14 protein-coding genes and 1 tRNA gene are annotated in these 18069 nt (G+C 70.2%); 9 read left to right on the forward strand and 6 right to left on the reverse strand.

Features of this window, described 5'->3' with window-relative positions:
• Positions 1 to 47: 47 nt before the first annotated feature.
• A complete protein-coding gene (locus tag ACN27E_RS16940) occupies positions 48 to 983 on the forward strand; it encodes an SDR family oxidoreductase (RefSeq protein ID WP_422743187.1) in 936 nt (311 codons plus the stop codon).
• Here ACN27E_RS16940 and ACN27E_RS16945 read toward each other — a convergent pair.
• Entirely contained in the window at positions 980 to 1360 is a 381-nt protein-coding gene (locus tag ACN27E_RS16945; RefSeq protein WP_422743189.1) for a VOC family protein, read from the reverse strand. The genes ACN27E_RS16940 and ACN27E_RS16945 overlap by 4 nt on opposite strands.
• Positions 1357 to 2364: a selenide, water dikinase SelD gene (selD, locus tag ACN27E_RS16950; protein WP_422743190.1), complete on the reverse strand. Its 1008-nt coding sequence runs from the start codon at positions 2362 to 2364 to the stop codon at positions 1357 to 1359. Before selD ends, ACN27E_RS16945 begins: the two co-directional genes overlap by 4 nt.
• Before the next feature lie 38 nt (positions 2365 to 2402).
• On the opposite strand from selD, the gene ACN27E_RS16955 reads away from it, so the two are divergent.
• From ACN27E_RS16955 to ACN27E_RS16975, 5 genes are all read left to right on the forward strand, one after another.
• Positions 2403 to 2494 (forward strand) — tRNA-Sec (locus ACN27E_RS16955).
• Between the two features lie 15 nt (positions 2495 to 2509).
• Positions 2510 to 3790 (forward strand): L-seryl-tRNA(Sec) selenium transferase, encoded by a 1281-nt coding sequence (gene selA, locus ACN27E_RS16960; RefSeq protein WP_422743192.1) that lies wholly within the window; start codon positions 2510 to 2512, stop codon positions 3788 to 3790.
• Complete coding sequence (locus ACN27E_RS16965) at positions 3778 to 5481, forward strand: SelB C-terminal domain-containing protein (RefSeq protein WP_422743194.1); 1704 nt, start codon at positions 3778 to 3780, stop codon at positions 5479 to 5481. The genes selA and ACN27E_RS16965 overlap by 13 nt, the downstream gene beginning before the upstream one ends.
• Positions 5482 to 5653: 172 nt before the next feature.
• Positions 5654 to 6829, forward strand: coding sequence for a Na+/H+ antiporter NhaA (nhaA, locus tag ACN27E_RS16970; RefSeq protein ID WP_422743196.1), 1176 nt, complete (start codon positions 5654 to 5656; stop codon positions 6827 to 6829).
• 1 nt (position 6830) lies between these two features.
• On the forward strand, positions 6831 to 8723 hold the full coding sequence (locus ACN27E_RS16975) for a glycoside hydrolase family 15 protein (RefSeq protein WP_422743197.1): 1893 nt from the start codon (positions 6831 to 6833) through the stop codon (positions 8721 to 8723).
• On the opposite strand, the gene ACN27E_RS16980 is transcribed toward ACN27E_RS16975, so the two are convergent.
• Complete coding sequence (locus ACN27E_RS16980) at positions 8676 to 9689, reverse strand: TerC family protein (protein ID WP_422743198.1); 1014 nt, start codon at positions 9687 to 9689, stop codon at positions 8676 to 8678. The genes ACN27E_RS16975 and ACN27E_RS16980 overlap by 48 nt on opposite strands.
• Positions 9690 to 9816: 127 nt before the next feature.
• Between ACN27E_RS16980 and fdh the strand changes: the two genes are divergently transcribed.
• The 3 genes from fdh (at position 9817) to nrfD (ending at position 15098) form a co-directional block, all read left to right on the forward strand.
• Positions 9817 to 13089, forward strand: a complete 3273-nt coding sequence (gene fdh / locus ACN27E_RS16985; protein WP_422743200.1) for a formate dehydrogenase — start codon at positions 9817 to 9819, stop codon at positions 13087 to 13089.
• Complete coding sequence (locus ACN27E_RS16990; RefSeq protein ID WP_422743202.1) at positions 13089 to 13994, forward strand: 4Fe-4S dicluster domain-containing protein; 906 nt, start codon at positions 13089 to 13091, stop codon at positions 13992 to 13994. Before fdh ends, ACN27E_RS16990 begins: the two co-directional genes overlap by 1 nt.
• A 159-nt stretch (positions 13995 to 14153) precedes the next feature.
• Positions 14154 to 15098, forward strand: coding sequence for an NrfD/PsrC family molybdoenzyme membrane anchor subunit (nrfD, locus tag ACN27E_RS16995; RefSeq protein WP_422749934.1), 945 nt, complete (start codon positions 14154 to 14156; stop codon positions 15096 to 15098).
• A gap of 138 nt (positions 15099 to 15236) precedes the next feature.
• Here the strand turns inward: nrfD and ACN27E_RS17000 are convergent, their stop codons facing one another.
• The 3 genes from ACN27E_RS17000 to ACN27E_RS17010 form a co-directional block, all read right to left on the reverse strand.
• Positions 15237 to 15617: an STAS domain-containing protein gene (locus ACN27E_RS17000; RefSeq protein ID WP_422743203.1), complete on the reverse strand. Its 381-nt coding sequence runs from the start codon at positions 15615 to 15617 to the stop codon at positions 15237 to 15239.
• A gap of 130 nt (positions 15618 to 15747) precedes the next feature.
• Entirely contained in the window at positions 15748 to 16509 is a 762-nt protein-coding gene (locus ACN27E_RS17005; RefSeq protein ID WP_422743204.1) for an ANTAR domain-containing protein, read from the reverse strand.
• Between the two features lie 20 nt (positions 16510 to 16529).
• Complete coding sequence (locus ACN27E_RS17010; RefSeq protein ID WP_422743205.1) at positions 16530 to 17999, reverse strand: diguanylate cyclase domain-containing protein; 1470 nt, start codon at positions 17997 to 17999, stop codon at positions 16530 to 16532.
• Between the last annotated feature and the right edge of the window lie 70 nt (positions 18000 to 18069).

Here is an 18069-nt window from a genome sequence, read left to right on the forward strand (position 1 = left end):
CGTCGTGGCGGTAGGGCAAGATCCAACGCACCGACCCGGGAGGACCGATGATCGACGACGCCGTGCGTTTACTCGGCCGCACCGCAGTGCGGATCGCGCAGACCGTGCCCGTGTTCGGGGCCCGTTTCGGTTCGCCGCCGCGGCTGGATCTGACCGGACGCGTCGTGTTCGTCACCGGCGCCGCGCGGGGGCTCGGTGCGGAGATCGCCCGGCAGGCCCACGCCCGGGGTGCGCGGGTGGCGCTGGTGGGTCGCCGCCTGCCGCCGCTGGAGGATCTGGCCGCCGAGTTGGGCGACGGCGCCGCGGCGTTCGAAGCCGACGTGACCGACGCCGCGGCGCTGCAGCGAGCGGCCGACGGTGCGGTGGCCCGGTTCGGCGGTATCGACGTCGTGATCGCGAACGCCGGTATCGCACCGCCGTCGCACACCGTCGGCACGATCGCCCCCGACGACTTCGAGCGCACTGTCGAAGTCGATCTCCTGGGCCAGTGGCGCACGGTGCGGGCCACGCTGCCCGCGGTGCTCGCCCGGCGCGGCCACATCGCGCTGGTCGGCTCGATCTACGCCTTCTTCAACGGGGTGCTCGCCGCGCCGTACGCGGTGAGCAAGGCGGGGGTGGAACAGCTCTCGCGCACCCTGCGGGTCGAGTTGGCACAGCACGGCGTCACCGCGGGCATCGCCTACCTCGGCTTCATCGACACCGATCTGGCCGCCGACGCCTTCGCCGATGAACAGGCCGCCGCCATCCGCGACGTCGCTCCGGACTTCATCACCCGGCCGATGACCGCCGAGGCGGCCGCGGTGGCCGTACTCGACGGCGTGCAACGCCGGGCGGCGAGCGTGACCGCCCCTGCGTGGGTCGGCCCCCTGCTGGCCACCCGCAGCCTGTTCACCGCCGTCATGGACGACGTGCTGATGCACAACTCGCGCGTCAACGACGCGATCCGCGAGGCGGAAACCGCGATCACCCAGCCGGATCGCTAATCCGGCCGCACGGTGCTCAGGCAGAACGGGTGTCCGGCCGGGTCGAGCAGCACCCGCCACGCCTGGGCGGCAGGTTGATGGCCGGCTTCGACGGCGCCCAGCGCCAGCGCGGCCGACACCGCCGCGTCGAGGTCGTCGACCGCGACGTCGAGGTGCATCTGCTGGTGCTGCGGGCCCGCCGGCCACGACGGTGCGGCATAGCTGTCCACCCGCATCAGCGTCAGCATCGGCCCGGCGCCCGCCAGCGAGACGATGCCGCGATCGGCCGTGGCGAACACCTCTTCCAGGCCCAGCAGATCGCGGTAGAAGCGGGCCAGCACATCGGGATCGGGGCAGTCGATCGAGATGGAGGCGAGGCTGCCGACCGGGCCGGTCATGAGCGCACCACGATGACATGCTCGCCCCGCGGCACGAACTCACCGATGACCGGGGCGCCCGGAATCTGCCCGGCGAGCAGCAGACCACCCGAGGTCTGCGCATCGGCCAGCAGCAGCGCCTCGTCGTGGTCGACGGCGCCGAGATCCGTGTGCGGGGCGACCCATTCGAGGTTGCGCCGGGTGCCGCCGCTGACGTGACCGGCCGCCAGCGCCTCGCGGGCTCCGCTCAGATACGGCACGGCCGCGGCGTCGATCACGGCGGTCACGCCGCTGGCCCGCGCCATCTTGTAGAGGTGGCCCAGCAGGCCGAACCCGGTGACGTCGGTGCCACAGTCGATACCGGCGGCCAGCGCCGCCTCGGCGGCCGCGGCGTTGAGCGTCGTCATCGAGGCGATCGCCTCCTCGGAGCGCTCACCGGTGGCTTTGTGCCTGCTGTTGAGCACTCCCACCCCGAGTGGCTTGGTCAGCGACAGTGGGGTGCCGGGTCTGCCGGCGTCATTGCGCAGGAGGCGGTCCGGGTCCGCCACACCGGTGACCGCCAGCCCGTATTTGGGTTCGGGATCGTCCACGCTGTGCCCACCGGCCAGATGGCAGCCCGCGGCGTTGCAGACGTCCAGACCGCCGCGCAGCGTCTCGGCGGCCAATTCGAACGGCAACACCTCACGGGGCCAGCCCAGCAGGTTGACCGCGACCACCGGCCGCCCGCCCATGGCATAGACATCCGACAGGGCATTGGCCGCGGCGATGCGGCCCCAGTCATACGGATCGTCCACCACCGGGGTGAAGAAGTCGGTCGTCGCGATCAGCGCCGTCCCGTTCGCGATGCGCACGGCAGCGGCGTCGTCACCATCGTCGAGGCCGACCAGCAGCTCGCCGATGGGATCAACGGGTGTGGCGTGCGTCAAACCGCGCACCACGTCCTCCAGCTCGCCGGGCGGGATCTTGCAGGCGCAGCCGCCGCCGTGGGCGTACTGGGTCAGTCGGTAGGTCTGTCCTGTCGTCACGGCTCCATGCTGCCTGCCATGATGGATCGGTGGGGCAGGGAGGCGTATTCGGTCTGGTGACCGGCTCGATCTTCAAAATCGCTGAGCGGCAGAAGCTGTCGCTGGCGGGTTCGATTCCCGTCCGCCTCCGCCCGCAGGTCAGACCGTGAGCGATCCCCGCCGCCGGGTACCGCGCACCGACGTCCTGCTCGCCGATCCACGGCTGGTGCAGGCGCAACGCGTGCTGGGCCGGGCGCTGGTCAAAACGGCGATCGCCGACGCCCAGCAACAGGCCCGGGCCGGGGAGATCGATCCGGAGGACGTCGCCGACCACGCCGTCGCCGCGCTGCCGGCCCGGGCGGCGAGTCTCGAACCCGTCATCAATGCCACCGGGGTGGTGGTGCACACCAATCTCGGCCGGGCTCCGCTGTCGACGGCGGCGGTCGAGGCGATGGTCACCGCCAGCGGCGCCACCGACGTCGAGTTCGACCTGCAGACCGGCCGCCGTGCCCGGCGCGGCCGCGGGGCCCTCGCGGCGCTGGCGGCCGCGGTGCCCAGCGCCGGCGGCGTCCACGTGGTCAACAACAACGCCGCGGCGCTGCTGTTGACCGCGCTCGCCCTGGCCCCCGGGCGGGAGATCGTGGTCAGCCGCGGCGAGCTGATCGAGATCGGTGACGGCTTCCGCCTCCCCGAACTGCTCGAGTCCACCGGTTCACGGATCCGCGAGGTCGGCACCACCAACCGCACACATCTGCGGGATTACGCCGACGCGATCGGCCCCGCCACCGGCTTCGTGCTCAAGGTGCATCCGTCTAATTACCACGTGAGCGGATTCACCTCGGCGGTCGCCGTCGCCGATCTGGCCGCCCTCGACGCGCCCCTGGTCGTCGACATCGGATCCGGACTGCTCACCCCGCATCCGGTACTGCCCGACGAACCGGACGCCACCACAGCGCTGCGCCACGGCGCCGATCTGGTGACCGCCAGCGGCGACAAACTGCTCGGCGGTCCGCAGGCCGGGCTGCTTCTTGGCGCGGCCGAGCTGATCGAACGGCTGCGCCGGCATCCGGCCGCCCGCGCGCTACGCGTCGACAAACTCACCCTCGCCGCGCTGGAAGCCACCCTGACCGGACCACCACCACCGGTCGAGCGGGCGCTGACCGCCGACATCGCGTGGCTGCGGGCCCGGGCGCGGCGGCTGGCCGATCAGCTGCCCGAGGCCGGCGCCGTGGACTGCGTGGCCGCGGTCGGCGGCGGCGGGGCACCGGAGGTCGCCCTGCCGAGCGCCGGGCTCAGCCTGCCCGAGTCCTACGCCGTCGCGCTGCGCACCGGCACTCCCGCGGTGGTCGGCCGCGTCGAGGGCGGGCGGTGCGTCCTGGACCTGCGCACGGTGGCGCCCGAGGAGGACCAGACGCTGGTCGCGGCGATCCGCGCGTGTACGTCGTAGCGACCGCCGGGCACGTCGACCACGGGAAGTCGACGCTGGTGCATCGGCTCACCGGGATGTGGCCCGACCGGTTGGCCGAGGAACAGCGCCGCGGCCTGACCATCGAGCTCGGCTTCGCCTGGACGCAGATTGACGGCCGTGACATCGCGTTCGTCGACGTGCCGGGCCACGAACGGTTCGTGGCGACGATGCTGGCCGGATGTGGGCCGATGCCCCGACGAAATCCGGTGGTGTTCGTGGTGGCCGCGACCGAGGGGTGGATGCCGCAGTCCGAGGAACATCTGGCCGCGCTGCGCGCACTGGGTATCGACGACATCCTGGTGGTGATCAGCAAATCCGACCTCGCCGACCCGGCGCCTGCGCTCGCCCAGACGCGGGCGCATCTGCCGGACGCGCCGGTCGCGCTGGGCGCCGACCTGGACGCGGTCCGAACTGAGCTGCGTGCCCTGGTCGACCGGCTGCCCGAGCCGGACCGGGCCGCCGACGTGCGGCTGTGGATCGACCGCTCGTTCACCGTGCGGGGCGCGGGCACCGTGGTCACCGGCACGCTGGCCGCCGGCACGCTGCGGGTCGGAGACGAACTCGACCACGACGGGCGGCGCGTGGTCATCCGTGGTCTGCAGTCGCTGGGCCGGGATCACGGCGAGGTGGGCGCCGTCGCGCGCGTCGCGGTCAATCTGCGCGGCGTGGACCACCGCCGGATCGGCCGTGGCGAGGCCCTGTGCACGCCGGGTGCGTGGCTGGCCGCCGGGGAGATCGACGTGGCGCTGACGGCATCCGACGGTGTGCACCGCGAGCTCGTACTGCACGTCGGTTCGGCCGCGGTGCCGGTGACGGTGCGGCCGCTGGGTGAGCGGGCCGCCCGGCTGCGGTTGGCCCGTCCGCTGCCGTTGCGGGTCGGCGACATCGGCGTCCTCCGCGATCCGGGTGCCCACCGCATCGCGGCCGGGGTGCAGGTGCTCGACGTCGCCCCGCCACCGCTGCGACGGCGGGGCGCAGCCCGGGCTCGCGCCGCGGATCTGGCCGGTGGACAGGCCCCACCACCGGTGCTGGCGCGGCGAGCCGCCCTGTCGGCCATGGGTCTGCCCGAGGTCGGCACCCGCATCGGAGACTGGGTGGTCGACCCGCGCTGGTGGGCCGGGAAGCGGACCGCAGCCCTCGAGGCGGTCCGGGCATGGGCGGCCGATCACGACGTCGCGGCCGGGATGCCCATCGAAGCGCTGCGCCGCCGACTCGACCTGCCCGATCCGGAGCTGATCGCACCGCTGCTCGAGGACACCGGCCTTCGCCTGGCCGACGGACTCGTGCGCAGCCCCGGAGCCGGTCTGCCGCCACGGGTGGATCAGGCGGTGCAGGCGGTCGAGCAGCGGTTGGCGGACGCCCCGTTCCGCGCGCCGGAAGCCGACGAGCTCACCGCTGTCCACCTCGGCCCCCGAGAGCTGGCCGCAGCCGTACGGGCGGGGCGGCTGATCCGCATCGCCGACGGCGTGGTGCTCGGCGCCGATGCTCTCCAACGCGCGGCGCAAGTGCTGCGCACCCTTCCGCAGCCGTTCACCGTTTCCGAGGCCAAACGCGCATTGGGAACCACCCGTCGAGTCGCCATTCCACTGCTGGAATCGACTGACCGGCAAGGCATTACGAAACGCCTGCCGAATGGCTCCCGCACCGTGGTGGACACCGGCACTTCCTGAGCTCCGCCGGCAGCTGCTAGGCTGATATCAGGAGCGCCGGGAAGCCTGGTCGGCACATACGTCCGAAGTGTCGAAAGGTGTTCCTGTGCAAGATATTTCGATTAACGCCAGCGGGTCTTCGCGAATTGGCGAAAACGACTGCGGTTCAACAGTTTCCGATACCGGCCCGCCCGTGCCTCGGCTGTCCCGCCTGTCCGACTTTCTCCGTCGCGACGTCGTCGGCGGCGTGCTGCTGCTCTCGGCGGCGGTCGGTGCTCTGGTGTGGGCGAATTCGCCGTGGTCGGCCGGATATCACGAGCTGCGCGCGTGGACCTTCGGTCCGGAGTCACTGCACCTGAATCTGTCGCTCGGCGCCTGGGCCGCGGACGGCCTGCTCGCCGTGTTCTTCTTCGTCGTTGCACTCGAACTGAAACGCGAGTTCGTCCACGGTGAACTCCGCGATCTGCGCCGCGCCGCGGTGCCGGTGGTCGCCGCCGTCTGCGGTATCGCGGTTCCCGCGGCGGCCTACGTCGTGGTCAACATCGCTGCCGACTCGTCCGCCCTGCAGGGCTGGGCCATCCCCGCCGCCACCGACATCGCCTTCGCGCTGGCTGTGCTGGCCATCGTCGGCAGGAATCTGCCCGCGAGCCTGCGCATCTTTCTGCTCACCCTGGCCGTCGTCGACGATCTCATCGCCATCACGATCATCGCCGTCGTCTACACCGGCACGCTGGCTCTACCCCCGCTGCTCGCCGCCGCGCTCCCGCTCGCACTGTTCGCCTGGCTCGTCCGGCGGCACCCCACCCGGTGGTGGCTGCTGGTACCCGTGGGCGCCGTCACCTGGGCGCTGGTACATGCCTCGGGTATCCACGCCACCATCGCCGGGGTTGCGCTGGGCCTCGTCGTACCCGCTGCCCGGTGGTGTGAACGCTACGAGCACGCCGTGCGCCCGATCTCGGCCGGGTTTGCAGTGCCGGTCTTCGCCTTCCTGGCCGCGGGGGTCACCGTCGGTGGGCTGTCCGGGCTCACCGAGTCGCTGACCGCGCCGGTGACGCTGGGCATCATCGCCGGTCTGGTGCTCGGCAAACTGGTCGGCATCGCGGGTATCACGCTGTTGATCAAGAGATTCACCCGCGCCGGCGAGTCGCTGCACCCCCTCGACGTCTGCGGTGTCGCGCTGTTGGCCGGTATCGGCTTCACCGTTTCCCTGCTGATCGGGGATCTGGCCTTCGAGGGCAGCGCCGTGACCGACCAGGTGCGGGTCGGAGTGGTGGCCGGCTCACTCGTCTCGGCCGTGCTCGGGGCCACCCTCCTGGCAGTCCGCGACCGCGCCTACCGGCGCGCCGCTGCGAATGCCGAGGTGCACTGACATGACCGATCCGCTTCGCGATATGCGCCCCTTGCACATCGTCGACGGGCATCTGCCCATCGCCGACCACGCCCTCATCGGCGACGGCAACGGTTGTGCGCTGGTCGGTCGCGACTCGGTGATCGACTGGCTCTGCATCCCACGTTTCGACGACCCACCGTTGCTCGCCGGTCTGCTCGACCTCGACCGCGGCGGCACGTTCCGCGTCCTGTGCGACGACGTCGTGGCCGCCGCACAGGTCTATCTGCCGGACACCGCGGTCACGGTCACCCGGGTGCGAACCGCCCACGGCGTCGCCGAGATCACCGATGCCTTCCTGTTCGGTCCCGACGCCGATTTGAGCCGCCAGGCCTACCTCGGTGCCGGCGAGCTGCTCCGGCGGATACAGGTGCTGGCCGGCCGGGTCACGGTGCATGCGGACGTCACTCTCCGTGGCGGCGCGGAGCAGTCGCACTTCTGGGGTGGACTCCTGCTGCGTCCGCACGAAGGCGGCGCACCAGACCTCCGGCTGTTCGTGGACCCCAGCCTCGATCCGGACGCACCGGTGACGCTCGACGCCGGCAGCCAGGCCGATATCGTGTTGCGTTGGGAACCCGGATCGGCCCGGAGCCGGCACGGCGACTGGCCACGCAATCTGGCACCCACGATCCGAACCTGGCAGCGATGGTCCGCGGCAATCGATTACGAAGGGCCGCAACGGGATCTGGTCCGCCGCTCGGCGCTCACGCTCAAACTTCTCGACCACACCCGCAACGGCGCCATCATCGCCGCACCCACCTCGAGCCTGCCCGAGGAGATCGGCGGTGAACGCAACTGGGACTACCGGTACACCTGGGTGCGCGACGCGGCGTTCAGCGTGTACGCGCTGCGGCGGATCGGACTGCCCGACGAGGCGGACCGATTTCTGGGGTGGGTGCTCGACGCCGTCGAACGTGACGGAACCCCCCGGGTGATGTACACCCTGGACGCCGGCCGGCCGCCTGCCGAAAAGTTGGACCCGATCCTGGCCGGCTACCGCGGCTCCCATCCGGTGCGCTGGGGCAATGCGGCCGCGAACCAGACGCAGAACGACGTCTACGGCGAGATCGCCGATTGCGTGCACCAGTGGGTGCGGGCCGGCGATCCCGTCGACGAGCGCATCTGGGCGCGGATGGTGCAGTTGGCAGAAGCCGCGGCCGCACAGGCCCGCGAACCCGATCACGGCATCTGGGAGGTGCGCTCCAGCGGCCGGCCGTTCACCTTTTCGGTCGCGATGTGCCAGGTGGCTCTCGATCGCACCGCCCGGCTCGCCCGCCGGATCGGGCGGGCCGACGCCGCCGGCCGCTTCGGCGCCGAAGCCGATGCGCTGCGGGAACTGATCCTCGCCGAGGCGTGGAACGAGCGGGTGCAGTCGCTGACCGAACAGCTCGGCGGCGAGGAGCTGGACGCCAGCCTGCTGGCGTTGCCGCTGCGCCGCGTCCTGCCCGCCGATCATCCGCGCATGGTCGCCACCACCCGCGCGGTGGAGGCGCAGCTCGGTGCCGGTGACGGACTGCTGTACCGGTATCACCCGGACCGCTCACCGGACGGTCTGAGCGGACACGAAGGCGCATTCCTGCTGTGCAGTTTCTGGCTGGTCGACAATCTGGCCACCCAGGGTGAGCTGGACCGGGCCGCCGAACTCTACGACGCCCTGTGCGGCCGCGCCGGGCCACTGGGCCTGCTGCCCGAGCAGATCGACCCGGGTAGCGGCGCGTTCCTGGGCAATTACCCCCAGGCCTTCAGCCACATCGGGGTGATCTCCTCCGGACTCAACCTGGCGCGCCGCCTCGATGCCCGAGCCGGCGGTGCCGCGGCGCGCGGGCGCTCACTGATCGGGCTCGGCGGCGGGGTCACGCCGACGGGTCGCGCGTAGTGCGCCGGGATGGGCCTTGGCCTGCGGGTCGCGCCGCGTTTTGATCAGGCTGGCGGTGGTGACCACGGCGAGGATGACCACGATCACCGCGAGACTGACGTAGGTGTCGATCTCCGGGATGCGCGGGTCGATGTCGACGTGGGCCCAGTGCAGGACCAGTTTGACGCCGATGAACGCCAGGATGATCGACAAGCCGGTCGACAGATAGACCAGCCGGTCGAGTAGGCCCTTCACCAGGAAGAACAAGGCGCGCAACCCCAGCAGCGCGAATGCGTTGGCGGTGAACACGATGTAGGGCTCGGCGGTGATACCGAACACCGCCGGGATCGAGTCGAGCGCGAACAACAGGTCCACGCTGCCGATCGCGATCAGCACGGCGAGCAGCGGGGTCACCATGCGCCGCCCGTCGCGACGGGTGAACAGCTTGCCGCCGTCGTATTCGGACGTCACCGGCAGCAGGCGGCGGGTCGCCTTCACCATGACGTTGTTCTCGATGTCGGGGTCCTCGTCGCGGTGCCGGAACAACTGCACCGCCGTGTAGATCAACAAGACACCGAACACCAGGAACATGAACGAGAACAACGACAGCAGGGTCGCGCCGACCACGATGAAGATGGCGCGCATGATCAGCGCGAGCACGATCCCGAAGGTCAGCACCTTGTGCTGATGCTCCTCGGGCACCGCGAACGTCGCCATGATGATCACGAACACGAAGAGGTTGTCGACCGACAGGCTCTTCTCGACGATGTATCCGGCGAAGTACTCGGTACCCGGATCGGTTCCGTAGGCCCAGAGGAACCACAGCCCGAAGCCGATGGCGACCGCGATGTAGAACACCGACCACGCCGTGGCTTCGCCGAACCCGACCCGATGGGGGCGCAGCGCGGCGAGCAAGAGGTCCACCGCCAGCAGGGTGACGATGACCGCGATCGTCACGGCCCAGGTCAGCACGCTGATCTCGAGCATGCCCCCCTTTGTACCTGCTCGTGCGACCGCTCGGCGCGATTGGCCGCCGTGGCAGTGGGTATCCCCACTTGCCAAACGCGGTGCGGCGACGGTTGGATCGGACCGTGGGTCAGAGGAAGGCGGTCGGGTGGACTTCAGAAAGCTGATCGAGTCCTGGCCGGTGTACCGGCAGCTCACCGGCGACGACAAGCTCGGCCGCGGCCAGGCCGCCCAGTCCCCGCGCTCGCTGACGCTGACGCCGCGTACCGCTGAGGCCGACCACGTCGCGCACTCGGTGTGCCCGTTCTGTGCCGTTGGTTGCGCGCAGAAGGTGTACGTCAAAGACGAGAAGGTCGTGCAGATCGAGGGCAATCCGGACAGCCCGATCTCGCGCGGGCGGCTGTGCCCCAAAGGCTCGGCCAGCAAGCAGCTCGTCACCGGACCGCAGCGGCTCACCAAGGTTCGCTACCGCGCGCCGTACGCCAGCGAGTGGCAGGACCTCGACCTCGACACCGCGATGCAGATGGTGGCCGACCGCGTGCTCGACGCGCGGGACCGGGGCTGGCAGGACTTCGACTCCGACCGCAACACCCTGCGCCGCACCATGGGCATCGCGAGCCTGGGCGGGGCCACACTGGACAACGAAGAGAACTATCTGATCAAGAAGCTGTTCACCGCGCTCGGCGCCCTGCAGATCGAGAATCAGGCGCGTATTTGACACAGCGCCACGGTTCCCGGTCTGGGGGCCTCCTTCGGTCGCGGCGGGGCGACGGACTATCAGCAGGATCTCGTCAACTCCGACTTCATCGTCATCATGGGCTCCAACATGGCCGAGGCGCACCCGGTCGGGTTCCAGTGGGTGATGGAGGCCAAGGCGCGCGGGGTGAAGGTCGTCCACATCGACCCGCGGTTCACCCGGACCAGTGCGGTCGCCGATCAGTACGTGGCGCTGCGGGCCGGTAGTGACATCGCGTTCCTGGGCGGGGTGATCAACTACATCCTGTCCAACGAGCTGGACTTCCGGGAGTATGTGACCGCGTACACCAACGCGTCCTTCATCGTCGACGAGAACTTCCGCGACACCGAGGATCTCGACGGCCTGTTCTCCGGATACGACGAGCGCAGTGCGTCCTACGACACGTCGAGCTGGCACTACGAGTCCACCGGTTCGAGCGGCGACAACGAGGGCAACAAGGAGCGGGCCTCGTCGGACCAGCAGGGTTCGGGTGGCCCTCCGCTGGAGGGCGGCGCCGGGGACATCCCGAGCGATCCCACGCTGCAACACCCCCGCTGCGTGTACCAGATCCTCAAACGGCACTACGCCCGCTACACCCCGGAGATGGTGGAACGGGTGTGCGGGGTGCCGGCGGACCAGTTCCTCGCGATCGCCAAGGCGTGGACCGAGAATTCGGGCCGCGAGCGCACCGCCGCGCTGATCTACAGCGTCGGTTGGACGCAGCATTCGGTGGGCGCGCAGTACATCCGGGCTGGTTCGATCATCCAGTTGCTGCTGGGCAACATCGGCCGGCCCGGTGGCGGCATCATCGCGCTGCGCGGTCATGCCAGCATCCAGGGCTCCACCGACGTGCCGACGCTGTTCAACCTGCTACCGGGCTACCTCGCGATGCCCAAGGCGGGCGACGCGACGCTGCCGGACTACCTCGACCGCATCATGGCGCGCAACCAGAAGGGCTTCTGGCGCAACGCCGATGCCTACATGGTCTCGTTGCTCAAGGAGTACTGGGGCGAGCACGCGACCGCCGAGAACGACTACTGCTTCGACTACCTGCCGCGCATCAACGGCGACCACGGCACCTACCGCACCGTGATGGACATGGTCGACGGCAAGGTGTTCGGCTACTTCCTTCTGGGACAGAATCCCGCTGTCGGCTCGGCGCACGGCCGGTTGCAGCGGCTGGGGATGGCCAACCTCGATTGGCTGGTGGTGCGCGACCTGGTGGAGATCGAGAGCGCGTCGTTCTGGAAGGACGGCCCGGAGATCGAGACCGGTGAGATCTCGCCACAGACCTGTCGCACCGAGGTGTTCCTGTTCCCGGCCGCGTCGCACGTGGAGAAGGCCGGCACGTTCACCCAGACCCAGCGGATGCTGCAGTGGCGGGAGAAGGCGGTGGAACCACCGGGCGACGCCCGCTCGGAGTTGTGGTTCTTCTACCACCTCGGCCGAATTCTGCGCGAAAAGCTCTCCGGCTCCACCGATGAGCGGGACAAGCCGGTGCTGAATCTGTCGTGGGACTACGCGATGGACGGCGACGAACCCGACGGCGCCGATGTGCTGCGCCGCATCAACGGCGTGGACCTGAGCACCGACCGGGCCGTCGGCGGTTACACCGATTTGAAAGCCGACGGCTCCACGATGTGCGGCTGCTGGATCTACAGCGGCGTTTACGCCGACGAGGTGAACCAGGCTGCGCGCCGCAAACCGCACACCGAACAGGGCCCCTACGACAACCAGTGGGGCTGGACCTGGCCGATGAACCGCCGGATTCTGTACAACCGCGCCTCGGCCGACCCGCAGGGCCGCCCGTGGAGCGAGCGCAAAGCCCTGGTGTGGTGGGATCCGGACAAGGGGGACAACGGCGAGTGGACCGGCCACGACGTCCCCGACTTCGAGAAGACCAAGTCGCCGGACTACCGGCCGCCCGACGGTGCCGTCGGCGTCGAGGCGCTGCGCGGCGACGACCCGTTCGTCATGCAGTCCGACGGCAAGGGCTGGCTGTTCGCCCCCGACGGTGTGCAGGACGGGCCCCTGCCCACCCACTACGAGCCGCACGAATCACCGGTGCGCAACCCGCTGTACGCCCAGCAGGGCAACCCGGCGCGCAAAGTGTATGGACGCGCGGACAATCCGTCGAACCCGTCGCCGCCCGAAGCGCACGGGGAGGTGTTCCCGTTCGTCTTCACCGCGGCGCGGCTGACCGAGCACCACACGGCGGGCGGGATGAGCAGGCAGCTGCCCTACCTGTCGGAACTGCAGCCCGAGTTGTTCGTCGAGGTGTCACCGGAACTGGCGAAGATCCGCGGGCTGGAACACATGGACTGGGCGCACGTGGTCACCAGCCGCGCGGCGGTGGACGCGCGGGTGTTCGTCACCAGCCGCATGCGCCCGCTTCGGGTGGAAGACCATGTGGTGCATCAGATCTGGATGCCGTACCACTGGGGCAACAAGGGCCTGGTCGACGGTGACGTCGTCAACGACCTGCTGGGGGTGGTGGCCGACCCCAACGTCTTCATCCAGGAGAGCAAGGTCTCCACCTGCGACATCCAGCCCGGCCGGCGGCCGCGCGGTCCCGCGTTGCTCGAGTATCTGGACATCTACCGGGCGCGCGCGCAGATCACCCCGCGCACCGACACCGATCTGGACACCACGGCGCCGTCACACGACCACACCGAGGAGACGTGATGGGCGCCAACAACTTCTACGGCCCCTTGGACGATCCGGCGGGTAACGCCGGCTACGCCGACGATCATCCGCCGCGGGTCGGGTTCTTCACCGACACGTCGGTGTGCATCGGCTGCAAGGCGTGCGAGGTGGCCTGCAAGGAATGGAACGACGTGCCCGTGGCCCATGATGGGGACGGGTACAACCTGCTCGGCATGTCGTTCGACAACACCGGCGCATTGGGCGCGAGCGCGTGGCGCCACGTGGCGTTCATCGAGCAGCCCGCCCGGGAGCCCGTCGAACTCGGCATGCCGGGCTTCGACCGGCCCGGTGACGCCACCGGCGCCGAGACGCGCCAGGATTTCCGATGGCTCATGAGCTCCGATGTGTGCAAACACTGCACCCACGCCGGCTGCCTGGACGTCTGCCCGACGGGTGCGCTGTTCCGTACCGAGTTCGGCACGGTCGTTGTGCAGCAGGACATCTGCAACGGCTGCGGATACTGCGTATCCGGTTGCCCGTACGGGGTGATCGAACGCCGCGAGGGTGACGGCCGGGCGTGGAAGTGCACGCTGTGCTACGACCGGCTGCACGACGGACTCGAGCCGGCATGCGCCAAGGCCTGCCCGACCGACTCGATCCAGTTCGGCCCGTTGGACGAGCTGAGAGAGCGGGCCGCGTTGCGGGTCAACGAATTGCACGAGCAGGGCGTCACCGAGGCGCGGCTCTACGGCGAGGATCCCGACGACGGAGTCGGCGGGGACGGCGCGTTCTTCCTGCTGCTCGACGAGCCGGAGGTGTACGGCCTGCCACCCGATCCGGTGGTTCCGACCCGCGACGCGGGGGCGATGTGGCGCTACGCGGCGATGGCCGGGTCGGCGTTGGTGGGGATCGCGGTGTCGGCCTTCCTGGGGAAAAGCCGATGAGCGCTCGCGCGAAGAGCCGAGGGAAGCGATGAGCGCTTGCGCGAAGAGCCGAGGACAGCGATGAGCGACGACGATCCGCTGCTGCGCGAAAAGCGCAGCGACACCGGGGCGCAGGATATCCACGCGCAGTCGCGGCACCGCCGCGGCGGCCGCGAGGACATGGCCGTCGAGCCCGCCGACTTCCGGTCGTACTACGGCCGGCCGATCCTCAAACCGCCGGCGTGGAACTGGATGATCGCGGCGTATCTGTTCCTCGGGGGGCTCTCGGCCGGATCCGCGCTGCTGGGAGCCGGCGCCGACCTGCGCGGTCTGCCCCGCCTGCGCCGGGTGTCCCGCCTCGGTGCCCTCGCCAGCATCCTGGCCAGCCTCTACTTCCTGATCGCCGACCTCGGCCGGCCCGAACGGTTCCACCACATGCTGCGGGTGGCCAAACCCAGTTCGCCGATGAGCATGGGCACCTGGATCCTGTCGGCCTATGGTCCCGGCGCCGGGTTGGCCGCGGTGGCCGAGGTGATGCCCGGGTGGCTGCGCCGTTCCCGGCTGGGCCGGCTGGTGTCATGGGCCGCGCGGCCGGCGGGCCTGGAAGCCGCCGCGGTCGCGCCCGGCGTCGCCTCTTACACCGCGGTTCTGTTGTCGCACAACGCCGTTCCGGCGTGGCGCGAGGCCCACCCGTATCTGCCGTTCGTCTTCGCCGGATCAGCGGCGGCCAGCGGCGCCGGCTTGGGCCTGCTGCTGGCCCCGGTGGACGAATGCGGCCCGGCCCGCCGGATGGCGGTGACCGGCGCGACGCTGGAGGTGGCGGCGTCGCGGGCGATGGAGCACCGGATCGGGCTGGCCGGCGAGGCATACACGACGGGCCGCCCGCACCGGTTGCGGCAGGCCTCGGAACTCCTCACCGTCGCCGGCGCGGTCGGCGCGGTGGTGTCCGGGGGGAGGCGCTGGGCGGTGGCCGCGTCGGGCGCGGCCCTGCTCGCCGGTAGCGCGCTGCAGAGATTCGGCATCTTCGAGGCCGGCGTCGCCTCCACAAAGGACCCGAAATACGTGGTCGTCCCGCAGCGGGAGCGGCTCAACGCCCGCGCCGAGCTACCGGCCCAACGGCAGTGACGTCAGCCGGCTGCCCACGGCCTTGACGCTGTCGGGCAGCACCCGTGCTGCGGTTCCCAGGTGCACGGTCGATCGGACGTCGACGTCGACGATCTCCAGGTCGTCGGCCCCGCCGGAGCCGGACCCAAACGGTCTGCGCTAGGCCGCGTGCCGCTCGATGACGTCGTCGATCGTGGGATAGAGGCCGAGGACGCCGTCGAGCCCGGTGAGCTCGATGGGGCGCACGGTGGCCGGGCCGTCGGCGACCACGGCGAACACGGTGGAGTCTCCCGCCGCGGCGCGTGCCACATCGAGGACGTGCAGTCCCGCCGCGGCCAGGAAGGTGACCTCCGACAGATCGATCACCAGAACCTTGGGGGCCGCGCCCAGCGCCGATTCGACGGCGGCATGGAATTTGGGGCCGGTCACCATGTCGACGGTGCCGCTGACCTGCAGCACCAACGCGCCGTTGCGCGTCGATTCACGGATGACGACGTCGGGGACGGGAATGGGTTGCGGATCGATGAGGGAACTGCTCACGATGTGCCTCGATGCTTCGACCGCCACGAATTCTGGCGGGCCTTTTGCTCAGCGAGGCTCTGGTTTCAACCCCCACTCGGATGCATTCAGCCTAGTCCTGCGCACACCGCTTGGCTATAGCGCCTGCGGGTCAGTTCTGGCCCGGCGCGCGCAGCGAGTCCAACAGCTCCTGGGCGACCGTGTGCACCTTGACGTTGGAATCCTGCGACCGTTTCACCAGTCGCTCGAACGCCTCCTCGGCAGTGCAGCCGTGGATGGCCTGCAGCGCACCTTTGGCCTGGTCGATCACGGCTCGAGAGGTCAGTGCGCGCTCCAGATGAAGGGTGGTGTCGCGGGTCTGCTGCCAGCGGCGTGCGTTGGTGATCGCCGCACCCGCGGTGACGGTGTAGAGCCGCATCAGTTCCTCGTCGAACGGGTCGAATGCGCCGGCGGTGACGCTGTAGACGTTCAACGACCCGACCAGGTCGGCCTGCGGCCCCGGCGTCCCCACCAGCAGGGGCACCGACAGCGCCGCGGAGACCCCCGCCTGCTGCCCGGCAGTGAGGAACCGCGTCCACCGTTGCCGGTCGGGTTCGCCGGGTGCCTCGAGGGCCACCCGCACCGGCTGGCGGGTACGGGCGGCGTCCAGGCACGGACCCGCACCGGCGGCGTACTGCTCGGAGTCCAGGGTCAGTGACCGCTCGTCAGTCGAGGCGGCGGTGCGCGGTCCGGACTCGTCGAGCACCGTCAGCGACACCGCATCGGCGTCGGGGATCGCCCGTACCGCGGCATGCGCGATGCGGATCAGCACCTCGTCGAGGGGTTCCTCGGCGGCGAAGACGTCGTGCAGCGACAGAATCGCCTCCGACGTGGTGACCAGCCGGGCGAATTCAGCCGGCCGCTCGCTGGTCATGCGCGGGATTCTGGCACGGGTCATGCACCGCCGTCGGTGAATCCGCTGCAGAAGTGGGCGAGAACCCGCAGGTGCGGAAGCAGGCTCAGCAGTTCGTCGGGGTCGCCGCGCGGATGCAGCCGGACCACGAACCGGCGGTCGCCACCGGCGCCGACCGTCACCACACAATCGCGGTCGCCCGCGGGACCCGGCGCCGATGCGGCCCGTTCGACCCGCTCGCCCGCGCCGGCGTCGGTGATCTCGGCGATCGACCAGGCATCCATGTCAACGGCGTCGGCGACCTGCTCGGCCAGGCAGGTCAGCGCCTGCACCGGCGACGACGGCCGCAGCCGGTCCAGGCAGGCCACCACGCGCGAGACCAGGTCATCGGATCCCGCCGCCATACCCCGGGCGGCGTCGTGCCCGGCGCCCTCGATACGCGAGAGCCGGTCGCGGGCCTGTTTGGCCTCGATGAGCGCCGCGTCGGCCGTGGCGAGCAGGGTGGCTCCCGTTTCGCCGGGCGATGCGCCGCTCGCCACGCCCCACGTCATCGTGACGCGGTGTGCGGCGGCCTCTTCGACCGTCGCGCAGACCCGTCGGATCATCTGCTGGGCGTCGGCGCGGTCGGCGTGCGCGAGCACGACGCAGAACTCGTCGCCACCCAGGCGCGCGACGACCGATCCGGGGTGCGCGTCGGCCGCGGCCGTCAGCGCATCGGCCACCACCCGAAGCAATGCGTCGCCGGCCGGATGGCCGTGCCGGTCGTTGATGTTCTTGAAGTCGTCGAGATCGCAGACCACCACGGCCCGCTCCCCCTCGGCGTCGTCGAGGGCTTCGAGGTGCATGTCCAGACCCCGCCGGTTCGCCAATTGGGTCAGTGGATCCTCGTAGGAATATCGCCACACCGTGCTGAACAGCTCAGATCGGCCGAGTGCCACCGCGACGTGCGCAGCGATCGCCTGCAGCAGTTGGACATCGTCGGGTCCGAACCGGCGCCCGTCGGTGCCCGAAGCCCACAACTCCCCCCACATCACGCCGTCGTGCATGACGGCGACGGCGACCTCACTCTCCTTCTCCAGCCGGTACAGCACGGTGTGGGTGGACCCCTTGGCGGGCGGTTCGTCGATCGAATTGATGTAGGGCGCGCCGTGTTGGAGCAGTCGCTTCACGTGGGCCTCTTCGCCCATGGCGTAGGTCTCGTCCTCAGGCCAACGCTCCTCCCCCGGACCGAGGCGGCCGACGTTGATCAGGGTGCGCAGCACATCCTCGTCGCGTTCCCAGCGGCTGATCGACAGCGACGCCGCGTTCAGGGCACGCAGCGACTGTTCGGCGATCACCTCGAGGGCCTCGTCGAAGAACTCGGCCCGCATCACCGCGTGCGAGATGTTCAGCATGGCCCGCAGCTGGGGCACCGTGCTGCCGTAGTGCTCGGCGAAGATCTGGTCGGACAGATCGGTCTCGGTGCGGGTGCGGCGTCGCCGCCACCGGTCACGCTCCGGCCGATCGCTCAATGCAGTCCCCCCACGCCCCCACGGCACGGCGTCGACCGCGACGCCGTGCGGAAACCTTACCGGGCCGTGC

It is taken from the genome of Mycobacterium sp. WMMD1722, from assembly GCF_049315205.1.
GTDB lineage: Bacteria > Actinomycetota > Actinomycetes > Mycobacteriales > Mycobacteriaceae > Mycobacterium.